The sequence below is a fragment of the Mesorhizobium sp. M0016 genome (assembly GCF_040324035.1).
Taxonomy (GTDB): Bacteria; Pseudomonadota; Alphaproteobacteria; order Rhizobiales; family Rhizobiaceae; genus Mesorhizobium.
Window position 1 is genome coordinate 305,517 of sequence record NZ_JAMYVM010000006.1, and the last position, 14,994, is coordinate 320,510.

General features: G+C 64.6%; 12 protein-coding genes and 2 pseudogenes. 7 read left to right on the forward strand and 7 right to left on the reverse strand.

Annotated features, from left to right (window positions below; all coding sequences use genetic code 11):
• Nucleotides 1-54: 54 nt before the first annotated feature.
• Both NKJ88_RS12325 and NKJ88_RS12330 read right to left on the reverse strand, forming a co-directional pair.
• Nucleotides 55-2,400: a xanthine dehydrogenase family protein molybdopterin-binding subunit gene (locus NKJ88_RS12325; protein ID WP_023707866.1), complete on the reverse strand. Its 2,346-nt coding sequence runs from the start codon at nt 2,398-2,400 to the stop codon at nt 55-57.
• A gap of 123 nt (nt 2,401-2,523) precedes the next feature.
• On the reverse strand, nt 2,524-3,024 hold the full coding sequence (locus NKJ88_RS12330; protein ID WP_023681712.1) for a (2Fe-2S)-binding protein: 501 nt from the start codon (nt 3,022-3,024) through the stop codon (nt 2,524-2,526).
• 341 nt (nt 3,025-3,365) lie between these two features.
• Between NKJ88_RS12330 and NKJ88_RS12335 the strand changes: the two genes are divergently transcribed.
• Both NKJ88_RS12335 and NKJ88_RS12340 read left to right on the forward strand, forming a co-directional pair.
• Nucleotides 3,366-4,457: an FIST signal transduction protein gene (locus tag NKJ88_RS12335; RefSeq protein ID WP_245260442.1), complete on the forward strand. Its 1,092-nt coding sequence runs from the start codon at nt 3,366-3,368 to the stop codon at nt 4,455-4,457.
• Between the two features lie 3 nt (nt 4,458-4,460).
• Nucleotides 4,461-5,804 (forward strand): hybrid sensor histidine kinase/response regulator, encoded by a 1,344-nt coding sequence (locus NKJ88_RS12340; protein ID WP_352444142.1) that lies wholly within the window; start codon nt 4,461-4,463, stop codon nt 5,802-5,804.
• Between the two features lie 123 nt (nt 5,805-5,927).
• On the opposite strand, the gene NKJ88_RS12345 is transcribed toward NKJ88_RS12340, so the two are convergent.
• Complete coding sequence (locus tag NKJ88_RS12345) at nt 5,928-6,611, reverse strand: response regulator (RefSeq protein ID WP_023672627.1); 684 nt, start codon at nt 6,609-6,611, stop codon at nt 5,928-5,930.
• A gap of 210 nt (nt 6,612-6,821) precedes the next feature.
• Here NKJ88_RS12345 and NKJ88_RS12350 point away from each other — a divergent pair, with 210 nt between their 5' ends.
• From NKJ88_RS12350 to NKJ88_RS12360, 3 genes are read left to right on the forward strand one after another with little or no spacing between them, the layout of a single operon-like run.
• Nucleotides 6,822-7,544 carry a fumarylacetoacetate hydrolase family protein gene (locus NKJ88_RS12350; RefSeq protein WP_023746797.1) on the forward strand — a complete coding sequence of 241 codons (723 nt, stop codon included), beginning with the start codon at nt 6,822-6,824 and terminating at the stop codon, nt 7,542-7,544.
• A 4-nt stretch (nt 7,545-7,548) separates the two neighbouring features.
• On the forward strand, nt 7,549-8,199 hold the full coding sequence (gene maiA, locus NKJ88_RS12355) for a maleylacetoacetate isomerase (protein ID WP_023746798.1): 651 nt from the start codon (nt 7,549-7,551) through the stop codon (nt 8,197-8,199).
• A gap of 36 nt (nt 8,200-8,235) precedes the next feature.
• Nucleotides 8,236-9,276, forward strand: a complete 1,041-nt coding sequence (locus tag NKJ88_RS12360; RefSeq protein ID WP_023823042.1) for a zinc-dependent alcohol dehydrogenase family protein — start codon at nt 8,236-8,238, stop codon at nt 9,274-9,276.
• A 28-nt stretch (nt 9,277-9,304) separates the two neighbouring features.
• On the opposite strand, the gene NKJ88_RS12365 is transcribed toward NKJ88_RS12360, so the two are convergent.
• Entirely contained in the window at nt 9,305-10,168 is an 864-nt protein-coding gene (locus NKJ88_RS12365; protein ID WP_023823043.1) for a DMT family transporter, read from the reverse strand.
• A gap of 106 nt (nt 10,169-10,274) precedes the next feature.
• Here NKJ88_RS12365 and NKJ88_RS12370 point away from each other — a divergent pair, with 106 nt between their 5' ends.
• Nucleotides 10,275-11,693 (forward strand): aminotransferase-like domain-containing protein, encoded by a 1,419-nt coding sequence (locus NKJ88_RS12370; protein WP_352444146.1) that lies wholly within the window; start codon nt 10,275-10,277, stop codon nt 11,691-11,693.
• Nucleotides 11,694-11,697: 4 nt separating this feature from the next.
• Here NKJ88_RS12370 and NKJ88_RS12375 read toward each other — a convergent pair whose 3' ends face one another.
• Nucleotides 11,698-12,591 carry a LysR family transcriptional regulator gene (locus NKJ88_RS12375; RefSeq protein ID WP_023823045.1) on the reverse strand — a complete coding sequence of 298 codons (894 nt, stop codon included), beginning with the start codon at nt 12,589-12,591 and terminating at the stop codon, nt 11,698-11,700.
• Between the two features lie 131 nt (nt 12,592-12,722).
• Between NKJ88_RS12375 and NKJ88_RS12380 the strand changes: the two are divergent.
• Nucleotides 12,723-14,191 (forward strand): annotated as a pseudogene (locus tag NKJ88_RS12380) (MFS transporter).
• A 15-nt stretch (nt 14,192-14,206) separates the two neighbouring features.
• On the opposite strand, the gene NKJ88_RS12385 reads toward NKJ88_RS12380, so the two are convergent.
• Both NKJ88_RS12385 and NKJ88_RS12390 read right to left on the reverse strand, forming a co-directional pair.
• Nucleotides 14,207-14,704: a MaoC family dehydratase gene (locus tag NKJ88_RS12385; protein WP_023681725.1), complete on the reverse strand. Its 498-nt coding sequence runs from the start codon at nt 14,702-14,704 to the stop codon at nt 14,207-14,209.
• Between the two features lie 160 nt (nt 14,705-14,864).
• Nucleotides 14,865-14,994 (reverse strand): annotated as a pseudogene (locus NKJ88_RS12390) (phasin family protein); the annotation flags it as partial.

Below are 14,994 nucleotides of genomic sequence, written 5' to 3' on the forward strand. Positions count from 1 at the left end.
GGGACGCTGTCATCTCCGGTAATGCCCATTCCCTACTCACTACTCCCTACTCACTCATTTCTTCGCCCTAATCGCCGCCCACACCGTTGACGGCGAGGCTGGCATGGCGATGTCCACAATCCCCAAAGCGTCGGTGATGGCGTTGATGACCGCCGGCGGCGAGCCGATGGCGCCGGCCTCGCCACAGCCCTTGATGCCGAGCGGATTGCTCGGACACGGCGTGTTCGAGGTCGACACCTTGAATGACGGCAGGTCGTCCGCGCGCGGCATGGTGTAGTCCATGTAGCTCGCCGTTAGCAGCTGCCCGCTATCGTCATAGTGCGCGCCTTCCAGCAGCGCCTGGCCGATGCCCTGGGCGATGCCGCCATGCACCTGACCCTCGACGATCATCGGGTTGATGATGTTGCCGAAATCGTCCGCCGCGACGAACTGGACGATCTCGGTCGTGCCGGTTTCCGGATCGATCTCGACCTCGCAGATGTAGCAGCCCGCCGGGAAAGTGAAGTTCGCCGGATCGTAGAAGGCTGTTTCCTTCAGTCCCGGCTCCATGCCTGCCGGCAGATTGTGAGCGGTGTAGGCGGCAAGCGCCACCTGGAACCAGGGCAGGCTCTTGTCGGTGCCGGCAACCTTGACCTCGCCATTCTCGATGACGATGTCGCCCTCGTCGGCCTCGAGCAGATGGGCGGCGATTTTCTTGGCCTTGGCCTCGACCTTGTCGAGCGCCTTGGCAATTGCCGACATGCCGACCGCGCCCGAGCGCGAGCCGTAGGTGCCCATGCCCATCTGCACCTTGTCGGTGTCGCCATGGACGATCGACACCGAGTCGAGCGGCACGCCGAAGCGCTGGGTGACCAGTTGCGCGAAGGTCGTCTCATGGCCCTGGCCGTGGCTGTGCGAGCCGGTCAGCACCTCGATCGTGCCGACGGCATTGACCCGCACCTCGGCCGATTCCCACAGACCGACGCCGGCGCCGAGCGAACCGACGGCCGCCGACGGCGCGATGCCGCAGGCCTCGATATAGCAGCTCATGCCGATGCCGCGCAGCCTGCCCTGGCTGGCGGCCGCCGCTTTGCGCTTGGCAAAGCCGGCATAGTCGGACGCCTGTGTCGCCGCATCGAGTGAAGCTCCATAGTCGCCGGCGTCATAGTTCATGATGACCGGCGTCTGATGCGGAAACTCGGTGATGAAATTGGCGCGCCGAAGCTCCGCCGGAGACACGCCGAGTTCGCGTGCGGCGGTCTCCATTGTGCGTTCGAGCAAATAGGTCGCTTCCGGCCGCCCTGCCCCACGATAGGCATCGACGGGTGCCGTGTTGGTGTAGACGGTGCGCACATTGGCGTGGATCGTCGGGATGTTGTACTGGCCCGACAGCAGCGTCGCGTAGAGATAGGTCGGCACGCAAGACGAGAACAGCGACATGTAGGCGCCGAGATTGGCGATGGTGTCGACTTTGAAGCCGGTGATCTTGTTGTTCTTGTCGAACGCCATTTCGACCGTCGAGACATGGTCGCGGCCATGTGCGTCGGTGAGAAAGCTTTCGGTACGGTCGGCAACCCATTTGACCGGCACGCCGGTCTTCTTCGACGCCCACAGGCAGACGATCTCTTCGGGATAGATGTAGATCTTCGAGCCGAAGCCGCCGCCGACATCGGGCGCAATGACGCGCAGCTTGTTTTCCGGCGCGACATTGTAGAAGGCGCTCATCACTAGCCGCGCGACATGCGGGTTCTGCGACGTCGTCCAGCAGGTAAAATGGTCCTCGGCCTTGTCGTAATGGCCAAGCGCAGCGCGCGGCTCCATGGCGTTGGGAACCAGCCGGTTGTTGACGATCTTCATGCGGGTGACATGGGCCGCCGCCTGGATCGCCGCGTCGGTCGCCTTGGCATCGCCGATCTCCCAGTCGAAGATAAGATTGTCCTCGGCTTCGGCATGGACCTGCGGCGCACCTTTTTGCAGCGCCTTAGTGGCATCGACCACCGCCTTCAATTCCTTGTAGGTGATCTCGACCGCTTCGGCCGCGTCGCGGGCCTGGCCCTTGGTTTCCGCCACCACGATGACGACCGCGTCGCCGACATAGCGCACCTTGTCGACGGCCAGCGGCGACCACGCGCCCATCTTCATCGGCGAGCCGTCCTTGGAATGGATCATCCAGCCGCAGATCAGGTTGCCGATGCCGTCGGCCTTGAGCTCCTTGCCGGTCAAGACGCCGATGACGCCGGGCATCGCCTGCGCTCGTCTGACGTCGATCTTCTTGATCTGAGCATGCGCGTGCGGGCTGCGCACGAAAGCGGCATGCTTCATGCCGGAAACCACCATGTCGTCGACATAGCGGCCGGCGCCGGTGATGAAGCGTTTGTCTTCCTTGCGCACGACCCGAGCGCCGATGCCTTCAATGCCCATAGGAATTCCTCCGGAATAGCGAATAGTGAGTGGCGAATAGTGATTAGTGAGTAGGGAATTGTGCTCGGAGCGGTTCGGCTAAACCGACTACTCGCTACTCCCTATTCGCTACTCGCTTCTTTCTTACGCTGCCTGTTTCGCCCTGCCCTTCGGCACCTTCGCCATAGTCTGCGATGCGGCGAGGATCGCCTTGACGATGTTGTGGTAGCCGGTGCAGCGGCAGATGTTGCCTTCGAGCTCGGCGCGCACCGTCGCCTCATCGAGGCCTTCGGGATGGCGCGCGATCATGTCGGTCGCGGTCATGATCATGCCCGGCGTGCAGAAGCCACATTGCAGCCCATGATGTTCCTTGAACGCGGCCTGCATCGGATGCAGGTCGCCGCCATTGGCAAGCCCTTCGATCGTCACCACGGTCGACCCGGAGGCCTGCACGGCCAGCATCGAACAGGACTTCACCGCCTTGCCGTCGACATGCACGACGCAGGCGCCGCATTGAGAGGTGTCACAACCGACATGCGTTCCGGTGAGACCAAGATTTTCGCGCAGGAAATGAACCAGAAGCGTTCGGTCCTCGGCAGCGCCGCTGATCCGTTTTCCGTTCACGACAAACGAAACGTCCGACATGCATCCTCCCTGGGTATGACCTTGGTAGTCATGCTGCCGATGCGGCTTTGGCGCTCGGCCATGCGCTATTGGTACACTGCACAAAGCGCAAAAAACACACGGCGCTCATTGTACTTTCGGTCATGGAGAAAACGAAAATCATGGGCCTGTCCGCCCCATTGCCAAAGAGCGAATAGGGGGCAACAATGCCCTCGACGCCAGCGCGCCGAGAGACATAAAACGGGCGCGCGCAGGAAGCGTCGGAGGATATCGGGAGGAAGCCTCTGGCCAGTTCACGGACGAGCTATGCATCCGGTCTGTCGGCGCTCACCACCGACGAGCCCGACGCCGATGCATTCGCCCTGGCGGTCGCCGTCGAGGCCGCAGCCATCGATGCCGGCTTTGCCCTGCTGTTCTTCTCCCAGAGCCTGTTTGACGCGAGCGTCCTTTCGCAAGGGCTGAAGACCCACGCGCCGACGCTGGCCTACGCCGCCTGCTCGACCGCCGGCGAGATTACCCCCCAGGGCCTGGAGGAAGGCCATGTGCTGGCGCTGCTCTTTCCCTCCGCGTCGTTTTCGGCGGTCAGCACCATGGTCGACAATCTCTCCTCGTCGGGCATGGACAGGATCACTGATGAAGTCGAGGCCCTGCGGCGCCTACTGCGCGGGCGCCTCGGCTGTTGCCATACCAAAAGCACCTTCGCGCTCTGCTTCATCGACGGCCTGTCCTTTGCCGAGGAAGCGGTGACCTCGGCCATCCATTGGGGGCTGGACGACATCCCGCTGCTCGGCGGTTCGGCGGGCGACGACCTCAAATTCGAAACCACCAGTCTGATTTCGAACGGCAAGGTGGCGTCAGACAGCGCCATCATCGTGTTGATTGCTACCGAAATTCCCTTCCACGTCTTCAAGACCGACAATTTCATCCCCACCGACGAAAAGCTGGTGGTGACGGCATCCGACCCGGACCACCGCACCGTGCGCGAGTTCAACGCCACCAATGCGGCCGAGGAATATGCAGCCTCGGTCGGCATCGTTGCGCAGAACCTGACGCCGCTGAGCTTCGCCTCTCACCCCGTTGTGGTGAAGGTGGGCGGCGAATACTACTGCCGCTCGATCCAGAAGATGCATCCCGACGGCTCGCTGTCGTTCTTCTGCGCCATCGACGACGGCGTCGTGCTGTCCATCGCCCAGCCCAAGGACATGGTGGAATCGACGCGCGCCGCACTGCGCGACGTCGAGGAGCGGCTCGGCGGCATCGACATGATCCTCGGCTTCGATTGCGTGCTGCGCCGGCTCGACGCCCGCAACCGCCAGGTGTTCCGCGACATTTCGGAGCTTTACCGGGTCAACAATGTCATCGGCTTCGGCACCTATGGCGAACAGTATCGTTCGATGCACCTCAACCAGACTTTCACCGGCATCGCCTTCGGCGAACGCCAGGCGGCGGAATAGCCCATGCCGCTCAGGGACATCGACGACGTCGACAGGCTGAAGAAGATCAACGCCGCTCTGGTCAGCCGCGTCGAGCGCTCGATGGACCAGCAGGGCAATGCCTTCTCGCTGTTCCAGACTGCAATTTCACTGGAAAACCGGGTGCGCATGCGCACCGAGGAACTGCACTCGACCTTGCGCCGGCTGGAACAGTCGAACATCGACCTCAGCGCCGCCAAGGAAAACGCCGAGCTGGCGAACCTGTCCAAGACCAGGTTCCTGGCCGCCGCCAGCCATGACGTGCTGCAGCCGCTGAACGCCGCCCACCTCTCGGTCTCGGCACTGGCCGAAGTGCAGACCAGCGACGAGGGCAAGAAACTCGTCCGTCAGGTCGAGCGCTCGCTGGAGACGATGGAAGACCTGTTGCGCACGCTGCTCGACATTTCCAAGCTCGACGCCGGCGTGGTCCAGCCCGACATTGGCGACGTCAATCTGGAGACGTTGTTTTCGTCGCTGCGCTCGGATTTCAAGCCGGTTGCCAAGCTGAACGGGCTGACACTGAAATTCCGCCCGGTCAGCGCCGTGGTGCGTTCGGACCGCACGCTTTTGCGCCGCATCCTGCAGAACATCCTGTCCAATGCGCTGCGCTATACCCGCTCGGGCGGCGTGCTGGTCGGCACCAGGCATCGCGGCGACACCATCCGCATCGATGTCGCCGACACCGGCTGCGGCATTCCCGACGACCAGCGCGAGGCGGTGTTCGAGGAATTCCATCGCGGCTCCGCCATTCCGGCCGATACCGGAATTTCCGGCGGCGGGCTGGGGCTGGGCCTTGCCATCGTGCGGCGCATGGCCGCCGCGCTCGGCCACCCCGTGACGTTTTCGTCGAAAGTCGGGCGCGGCACCATCTTCCACATCGATGTGCCGGTCGGCATCGGCGCCAGCGCCGACGCCATCGCCAGCCTTGCCGAGATGGAGCGGCCGCGCGGCTACGGCCTGTTCGGCACCAAGGTGCTGCTGGTCGAAAACGACGCCGATGTGTTGCAGGCGATGACCTTCCTGCTCGAGCGCTGGCAGTGCCTGGTGCGTGCCGCGACCTCGACCGAGGATGCGCTCAGCCTGCTCGGCGACACCGACTGGGTGCCCGACATCGTCATTGCCGACCAGCATCTCGACGACGGCGACCTCGGCACCGCAACAATAGCCGAAGTGCGCGATTATCTCGGCCGCGCCGTGCCGGCGCTGATCGTCACCGCCGACGGATCGGAGGCCGTCGCCAAAGCCGCCCGCGCCGCCGGCATCGAACTGATGCGCAAGCCGCTGAAACCGGCGCAGCTAAGGGCGCTGCTGGCGCATCTGCTGGCTTGAGCCCCATACCCTCCCCTTGATGGGGAGGGTCGGCGCGCAACGCCGGGGCGGGGTGCAGCGCCAAGGTCCCCCACCCCGCTCCGCTTCGCGGATCGACCCTCCCAACAAGGGGGAGGGTAAAGATCAAAACCCGGCCTGATCGCGAAACAGCTCCGCATTGTCCAGCTTCGACACCTCGATCACCGCTTGCGTGCGGCTGTAGACGTTGAGCTTGCGCAGGATCTCCGAGACATGCGCCTTGACCGTGGTCTCGCCGACCTGCAGCTCGTAGGCGATCTGCTTGTTGAGCAGGCCTTGGCGCAGCATCTGCAGCACGCGCAGCTGCTGCGGCGTCAGTTTGGCCAGCCGCTGCACCATGTCGGCGCGGTCGGCGCTGTCGGCGTCGGGCGGCTGTCCCTCATAGGTCTCCGGCACATAGATCGCGCCCTCCATCACCGAGCGGATTGCGGCCGCAAGATCGCTCTTGCGCGCCGATTTCGGGATGAAGCCGGCAGCGCCATAGGACAACGCCTCGGAGATGATCTTCGGCTCCTCATAGCCCGAGACGACGACCACCGGCAGCCGCGGATGGCGGGTCCTCAGCTGCAGCAACCCGTCAAAGCCATGCACATCGGGCATGTTGAGATCGAGCAGCGCCAGATCGAACGGTTTTATCCCACCCAGGAGATCGAGCGCTTCGGCAATCGAGCGCGCCTCCACCGTGTCGACTTCCGGGTACGCCATCTGCACGGCGCTGTGCAGCGCCTCGCGAAACAGCGGATGGTCGTCGATGATCAGAAACCGGGCGCGATCGTTGATTGCGGTCATGGTGTTTGTTTCAGTTCTCCGTGGGCACGATACTCCCGCTGGTATGGCCAGCTTATTGGCAAATAGTCTATCGCCATCTTAACCCCCGGAGGCGAAGCCGACTTTATCCGACAATCAAGGCGCAGCTCGTGCTTTTGCGGACGCTGATGCCTTGCCCGGGGGTTCAAATCGGTCAAATGTGCCGTCAAGATCCCAAGCAGAGACCCGCGCATGACAGACTTCGTCCTTCCCCTGCCCGCAACACCATCGGTCGCCGTCGCCGGCTCGGCCGAGCGTTTTGCGGTGCGCCGCATCTTCTGCGTCGGCCGCAACTACGCCGCCCACGCCCGCGAACTCGGCAATGACGAGCGCGACCCGCCGTTCTTTTTCACCAAGCCGGCCGATGCGGTGGTCGATTCCGGCACCACGATCCCCTACCCGCCCTTGACCAAGAACCTGCACCACGAGATCGAGCTGGTCGCGGCGATCGGCAAGGCCGGCTTCCGCATTCCTCGCGCGCAGGCGCTCGACCATGTCTGGGGCTACGGCGTCGGTATCGACCTCACCCGCCGCGACCTGCAGGACGAGGCCAAGAAAGCAGCCCGGCCCTGGGACTGGTCGAAGGCCTTCGACCGCTCGGCGCCCTGCGGCCCGTTGGTATCAGCCGCCAAATCCGGCCACCCGCAAAAGGGCCGCATCTGGCTCGCCGTCGACGGCACGGTGAAACAGGAGGGCGACCTCGCCGAATTGATCTGGCCGATCGCCGATATCGTTTCGATCTGCAGCAGTGCGGTTGTACTACAACCGGGCGACCTGATCTTCACCGGCACGCCGGCCGGCGTCGGCGCGGTGGCGCCGGGACAGACGATGACCGGCGGTGTCGACGGCATCGGCACCATCGAGATCACTGTCGGCCAAGATTCGATCGGCCAAAATTCCACCGGCAAGCCGTGATCCGATGAGCGACCTCGTCCTCCACAACTACTACCGCTCCTCCACTTCCTACCGCGTCCGCATTGCGCTCGAGATGAAGGGGCTGGGCTACGATTACGTGCCGCATCATCTGCGTCATGGCGACCATCTGGAGCCGGCTTACCTGGCGGTCAATCCGCAGGGGCTGGTGCCGGCGCTGATCCTGGGCGACGGCACGCTTTTGACGCAGTCGCTGGCGATCATCGAATATCTCGACGAGACCCACCCCGAACCGCCGCTGCTGCCGAAGGACGCGCTCGGCCGGGCGCGCGTGCGAATGCTGGCGCAGATGATCGCCTGCGACATCCACCCGGTGAACAATCTGCGCGTGCTGACCTCGCTGCGCACTTTGTTCGGCGCCGGCGACCAGGATGTCATCCACTGGTTTCGCCACTGGGTGAACGAAGGGTTCCAGCCGCTTGAAAAGATTCTGGCTTCATCGGATGAGACCGGCACATTTTGCCATGGCGACGCACCGGGCCTCGCCGACATCTGCCTGGTCGCCCAGATCGCCAGCAACGCCCGCTTCGGAGTCGACCTGACACCCTACCCCGAGATCTCGCGCATCCACGCCGCCTGCATGGCGCTGCCGGCCTTTCAGAAGGCAGCGCCGGAGAATCAGATAGATGCCGAATAGGCTCACAATGCCGGAGCAGAGCACGGAGAGTTGCCGATGAAAGCCGTCGTCTTCGAAAAATTCGGCGAAGCGCCGAGAATCCAGACCGTGCCGGATCCTAAACCGGCCGCCGACGGCGTCGTCATCAAGGTCGAGGCGACCGGGCTCTGCCGCAGCGACTGGCATGGCTGGATGGGCCATGACGATGGCATCACACTGCCGCATGTGCCGGGCCATGAACTGGCCGGCATCGTCGTCGCCGTCGGCAAGCAGGTGACCCGCTGGAAGGCCGGCGAACGCGTCACCGTGCCGTTTTGCGTCGGCTGCGGCCGCTGTTTCGAATGCAATTCGGGCAATCATCAGGTCTGCGAGCACCAGACGCAGCCGGGTTTCACCGCCTGGGGATCGTTTGCCGAATATGTCGCCATCGAGCATGCCGACACCAATCTCGTACGCCTGCCCGAGGAGATGGAGTTCGCCACCGCCGCCAGCCTCGGCTGCCGCTTCGTCACCTCGTTTCGCGCCATTGTCGACCAGGGCCGGGTGACGCCGGGGGAATGGGTGGCGGTGCATGGCTGCGGCGGCGTCGGCCTGTCGGCGATCATGATCGCCAGTTCCATGGGCGCCAATGTCATCGCCATTGACCTCACCGACGAGAAACTGGACTTCGCCAAAAAGATCGGCGCCGTGGCGACCATCAACGCCGCGACCACGCCGAACGTGGTCAAGGCGGTCAAGCAAATCACCAATGGCGGCGCGCATATGTCGATGGACGCGCTCGGCCACCCCACGACATCCTTCAACTCGATTGCCAATCTGCGCCGGCGCGGCCGCCACGTGCAGGTCGGCCTGATGCTGGGCGAACATGCGCGCCCGCAAGTGCCGATGGACAAGGTGATCGCCTTCGAGCTCGAAATCCTCGGCAGCCACGGCATGCAGGCCTACCGCTACCCCGCCATGATGGAGATGATCCGTACCGGCAAGCTCAAGCCCGAACTGCTGGTCGGCAACAAGATCAGCCTTGATGAGGCGCCTGCGGCGCTGATGGCAATGGGCGGGTTCGAGGGGATTGGCATTGGGGTGGTGACGAAGTTCTAGGGCGGAGTCGCCCTCCACCACCAAACTCCTAGCGTGCAAATTTCTTCGCCCCGAACACGCAAGCCACCACGCCGAGCGTCACGACCACCATCAGCGGGCTGACCTGCTCGTGCAGCAGCGACGCTGCCAGCGCCAGGCCGAAAAAGGGCTGCAGCAACTGCAACTGCCCGACGGCAGCGATGCCGCCTTGGGCGAGGCCGCGGTACCAGAACACGAAGCCGATCAGCATGCTGAACAGCGAGACATAGGCGAGACCCATCCAGGCGTGAGAGCCGATGCCGGCGAAGGACGACGGCAGCGTCGCAAAGGTCAGAACCAGCATGATCGGCAGCGAGATCGCCAGCGCCCAGCAGATCACCTGCCAGCCGCCCAGCCTGCGCGACAATGCCGCCCCCTCGGCATAGCCCAGGCCGCAGACGATGATGGCGGCCAGCATCAGGCCGTCGCCGACAGGTGAGGCCGTCACGCCTTGCATCAGGGCAAAACCGGCGACCAGCGCGCTGCCGATGCAGGAAAACAGCCAGAAGGCCGGGCGCGGACGCTCGCCACCGCGCAGCACGCCGAAGATCGCGGTGGCCAGCGGCAGCAGGCCGACGAAGATGATAGAGTGGGCAGAGGTGACGTGCTTGAGCGCCAGAGCGGTGAGCAAGGGAAAGCCGACAACCACCCCAAGGGCGACGATCACCAGCGACAGAAAATCGCTGCGCGCCGGGCGCTTCTGCTGGAACAGGACGAGCATCGCGAGACCAAGCAGCCCGGCAATCGCGGCGCGGGCCGAGGTCAGGAATGTCGGATCGAACTCCGCCACTGCGACGCGCGTCGCCGGCAGCGAGCCTGAGAAGATCAGCACGCCGACGAATCCGTTCAGCCAGCCGCTCGCGGTCTTGTCCATTCCAGGCTCCATTGCTTTCGACCTCTATCGGGCAAGTGCCTATGGTGCAGCCAGAGACAATGCAGTACAATTCCGCAAAACTGTAATGGCAGGTCGAGCAGTACGGATGAAGGAACTCGCTTTGGAAGCGGACGGCGCGCGCACCGTTCTCGCGATCACTCTGGTCGAAACTGTGATGGCGACCATCCGCCAGCGGATATCGGCGCGCAGCCTGACGCCGGGCGCGCGGCTGCCCTCGATCCGCGCCTTCGCCAAGGCCATGCAGGTGTCGAAATCCACCGTCGTCGAAGCTTATGAACGGCTTGCCGCCGAAGGCGCGATTCGCTCCCGGCCGGGTTCGGGTTTTTATGCCCCCGGATCGCTGGCGCCACTGTCGCTGGCCGAGATTGGACCCCGGCTCGATCGCGCCATCGATCCGCTGTGGGTCTCGCGCCAGTCGCTGGAAGCCGGCGACGAGATGCTGAAACCAGGCTGCGGCTGGATGCCGGCCTCGTGGATGCCGCAGTCGGCCTTGCGCCGGGCGCTGCGCACCGTGGCGCGCGCCGACGATGTCGACCTAGCCGATTACGGCACGCCGCTCGGCCTGCCGCCGCTCAGGCAATTGCTCGCGCGGCGCATGGCCGGCCACGGCATCGAGGTCGCGCCCGAACAGATCATGCTGACCGAATCGGGCACGCAGGCCATCGATCTTCTGTGCCGCTTCCTGATCGAACCGGGCGATACCGTGCTGCTCGACGACCCCTGCTATTTCAATTTTCACGCGCTGCTGCGCGCCCACCGCGCCAAGGTCGTCAGCGTGCCCTACACGCCATCGGGGCCTGATATCGAGCTGTTCGCGCAGGCGCTCGCCGAGCACAGGCCGCGCCTCTACATCACCAATTCCGCCATCCACAACCCGACCGGCGCGATCCTGTCGCCGGTCACCGCGCACCGGCTGCTGAAGCTCGCCGACCAGTCGGACCTGACCATCATCGAGGACGATATCTTCGCCGATTTCGAGCACAGCCCCGCGCCCCGGCTGGCGGCGTTCGACGGCCTCAACCGCGTCGTCCATATCGGCAGCTTCTCCAAGACGCTATCGGCATCGGTTCGCTGCGGCTTCATCGCGGCACCACGCGACTGGATCGAGCAACTTACCGACCTCAAGATCGCCACCACCTTCGGCGGCGGCCGGCTGGCGGCCGAACTGGTGCTGACGCTGCTTAGGGACGGCAGCTACCGCAAGCACATGGAATTGCTGCGCGCGCGGCTTTCCCGCGCCATGGGCGAGACGGGCGCGCGCCTGAAGGCCATCGGCATCACGCCCTGGATCGACCAACCGGCCGGCTTGTTCCTGTGGTGCAGCCTGCCGGATGGCGTGGACGCGGCTGAAATGGCACGCCGCGCGCTGGCCGACAACATCGTGCTGGCGCCCGGCAACGCATTCAGCCTGTCGGGAACCGCCAGCCGGTTCCTGCGCTTCAACGTTGCCCAATGCCAAGACGAGCGGATTTTCAGGGTGCTCAAGGCGGCAATGGCGCGCTGAGCGCTCAGCGGGAGGCCGCGCAGACCTCCCGAACGCAATCTCGCAGCCAGCGTTGCGCCGGATCGGCATCGAGCCGTGGATGCCAGAGCATCGAGATGGTGACCTCCACCGTGGCGACCGGCAGCGGAAAGCTGACCATGCCGGCGCGTGCGCCTTGCGTGTGCCGTTCGGGCACGCTGGCAATAAGGTCCGAAGCGCGCGCCATGGAGAGTGCAGCCGAAAAGCCGGAGACCATGCACGCCACGGTTCGCTGCAGGCCGAGCAGCGCCAAAGTCTGATCGATCGGCCCTCTTTCCCGACCCCGCCGTGAAACGCTGATGTGGTGGCCGCCCGCGTAGCGTTCAGGCGTTACCGCGCCTTCACTCAAAGGGTGGCCGGCTCGCACAGCACCGACGAAGCGGTCGCGAAACAGCGCCTGTATCAGCACTTCAGGTCCGGCCTCGCCGGCAACGCCGATTTCGAGGTCGATGTCGGCGTCGCGCAACGAGGCGACATCCTTGTCGGCTTTAGGCGCAAAGCGCAGCCGCACGCCCGGCGCCTCGGCCTGGATGCGGGCGACAAGACGCGGCCCGAATTCCTCGACGAACCCTTCATTGGTGCGCAGCGTGAAAATCTGTTCCAGCTTTGCGAGATCGAGAGGCCTGGCAGGGCGCAGCAACGTTTCTGCTTCCTGGACGACATGGCCGGCCTGCTGCCGCAATGCCTCCGCGCGCGGCGTCGGGACCAGGCCGCGGCCGGCGCGGACCAGCAGCGGATCGCCGGTCGCTTCCCGCAGCCGCGCCAGCGTGCGGCTCATCGCCGAAGGGCTGAGCCGCAGCCGGGTTGCCGCGCGCGCCACGCTGCCTTCGGCGAGCAAAACGTCGAGCGCGAACAGCAGATTGAGATCGGGCGATGCCATCGGCGGATTGTAGCACATGCCATGGCGTTTGGCGCACGAATAAGATGCAAATGCTGCGCCTTCCGCCATTCCACCCTGACGACTAGATCTCCGACAGGTCCGGTTGCGGGACTGACAAGGAGGAAATCGCCATGGCAATTGCTGAGCAGAACGAGTGCGCATCGGCGCCGCAGAACACCCGGTCCGCAGGCCTGGCCCACTCTCCTGTCTTGGCATTGGCCAGCCTGTCGCTCGCCACGCTGCTGTCGTCGCTTGGAACCAGCATTGCCAGCGTCGGACTGCCTTCCCTCATGCAGGCGTTCGGTGCGCCGTTCCAGTCCGTGCAATGGGTGGTTCTCGCCTATCTGCTCGCCATCACGGCCCTGATCGTCAGCGCCGGTCGGCTGGCCGATATGCTCGGCCGCCGGCCGTTGCTGCTCGGCGGCATCGCGCTGTTCACACTGGCCTCGGTGCTCTGCGGCCTGGCGCCGACGCTCTGGCTGCTGATTGCGGCGCGCGCCGTACAAGGACTGGGTGCCGCGCTGATGATGGCGTTGACGCTGGCCTTTGTCGCGGAGACCGTGACCAAGGAGAGAACCGGCAGCGCCATGGGCCTGCTCGGCGCCATGTCGGCGATCGGCACGACGCTCGGACCCTCGCTCGGCGGCTTGCTGATCGCCGGCTTTGGCTGGCGGGCGATCTTCCTCGTCAATGTGCCGCTCGGCCTCCTGACCTTTGCCCTCGCCTCGCTGGCCTGCCTGCCCGCGGCAAGGCTGCGGGCGTTCAAGGCGGGTTCGACGCGATCGGGACGGTCTTGCTAGGCCTGACGCTCGCCGCCTATGCACTGGCCATGACGCTCGGCCACGGCCATTTCGGCGCCCTCAACACCGGCCTGCTGGTTGCCGCCGGCATCGGCGTCGTTCTGTTCGGCGTCGCGCAGAAGAGGGCGAAGAATCCCTTGATCCGGCTTGCCCGGTTGTACGACATCCGGCTCAGCGCCAGCCTCGCCACGAACCTCGTTGTCGCCACAGTGATGATGGCGACCCTGGTGGTCGCTCCGTTCTATTTGTCGCGAGGGCTGGGGCTCAATGCTGCGATGGTCGGCATGGTCCTGTCGACAGGTCCGCTGGTCTCCGCGCTCTCGGCACTTATCGCCGGCCGCCTCACCGATCGCTTCGGTACCAACAGGATGATGATCGCCGGACTATTCGGCCTGGTCAACGGCACCTTGCTTTTGTCGCTCGCCGCAACAAAACTCGGCATTGCCAGCTATATCGTGCCGATCGCCGTCACCTGCTTCGGGTACGCCCTGTTCCAGACATCCAACAATGCCGCCGTCATGAGCGGTGTCGCTGCCGGCGAGCGCGGCGTGGTGTCCGGCCTGCTCAATCTGTCGCGCAATCTCGGCCTGATCACCGGCGCATCGCTTATGGGCGCCATTTTTGCGGCTGCCTCGACGGGAGAACGGCAAAGCCAGGACATGCTGACCTCAGCGGCAGCCGCGCACGGCATGCAGGTTACCTTTCAGACGGCAACGGTCCTGGCGGTGGCTGCGCTGTTGCTGGCACTGCTCTCGACCCGCGCCGGCGGCAGGCTGTCGGTGCGGCAACAGCCATCATGACCGAAGATAGGGAGCTTACGCTCCCGCCCGCTTGCGCCGCTCATAAAGCATGACCAGCGTTTCGGCGGTCAGCGCCGGCCTCTGTTCGCCCTCGATCTCGACCGTATTGGCGGCCTTCATCAGATACTGGCCCGGCCCCTTGTCCTCCACCGACAACAGCGTCGTGCGCAGCCGGATGCGTGCGCCGACCCTGACGGGCGCCAGGAACCGCACCTTGTCGAAGCCGTAATTGAAGGCGGCTTGCGTGTTTTCGGGGACGATGCCCATGCCCAGCGCCAGCGCGCCGATGATCGACAGCGTCAGATAGCCATGCGCGATCGTGGTGCGAAATGGGCTCTGCCGCTTCGCCCGCTCCGGATCGACGTGGATCCACTGATGGTCGCCTGTGCATTCGGCAAACTGGTTGATGCGGTTCTGGTCGACGGTCGTCCATTCCGACACGCCGAGCTCCTGCCCGGCCATCGCCCTTAACTGCTCGAAGGTCGGCGGCGTTTTCGGCCGTAGTTCCGTCATTCCTGCTTTCCCGGTGGCTCCCAGTGCCTCGGACCACGAACGGACGGCTCCTGTCAATTCGCCCGTTGCGATTCCGTTCCGCCATTTTCCGCCAAACAGCGTCCCTCGTCCATGCTCATGCGCCGCAACCGGCCCGCTCCTCTCATGGTTGCGTTGAGAGTCACTTCTTGTCATAGCCCGAGCGGATTTCCTCCATCGCTTCCTTGATGCGGCTGCGCAGGATTTCGATCGATTCGGTGCCGGATTTCTTGACCAGCTCGGCCACTTCGCCGGCATTTTTCAGGGCGGCT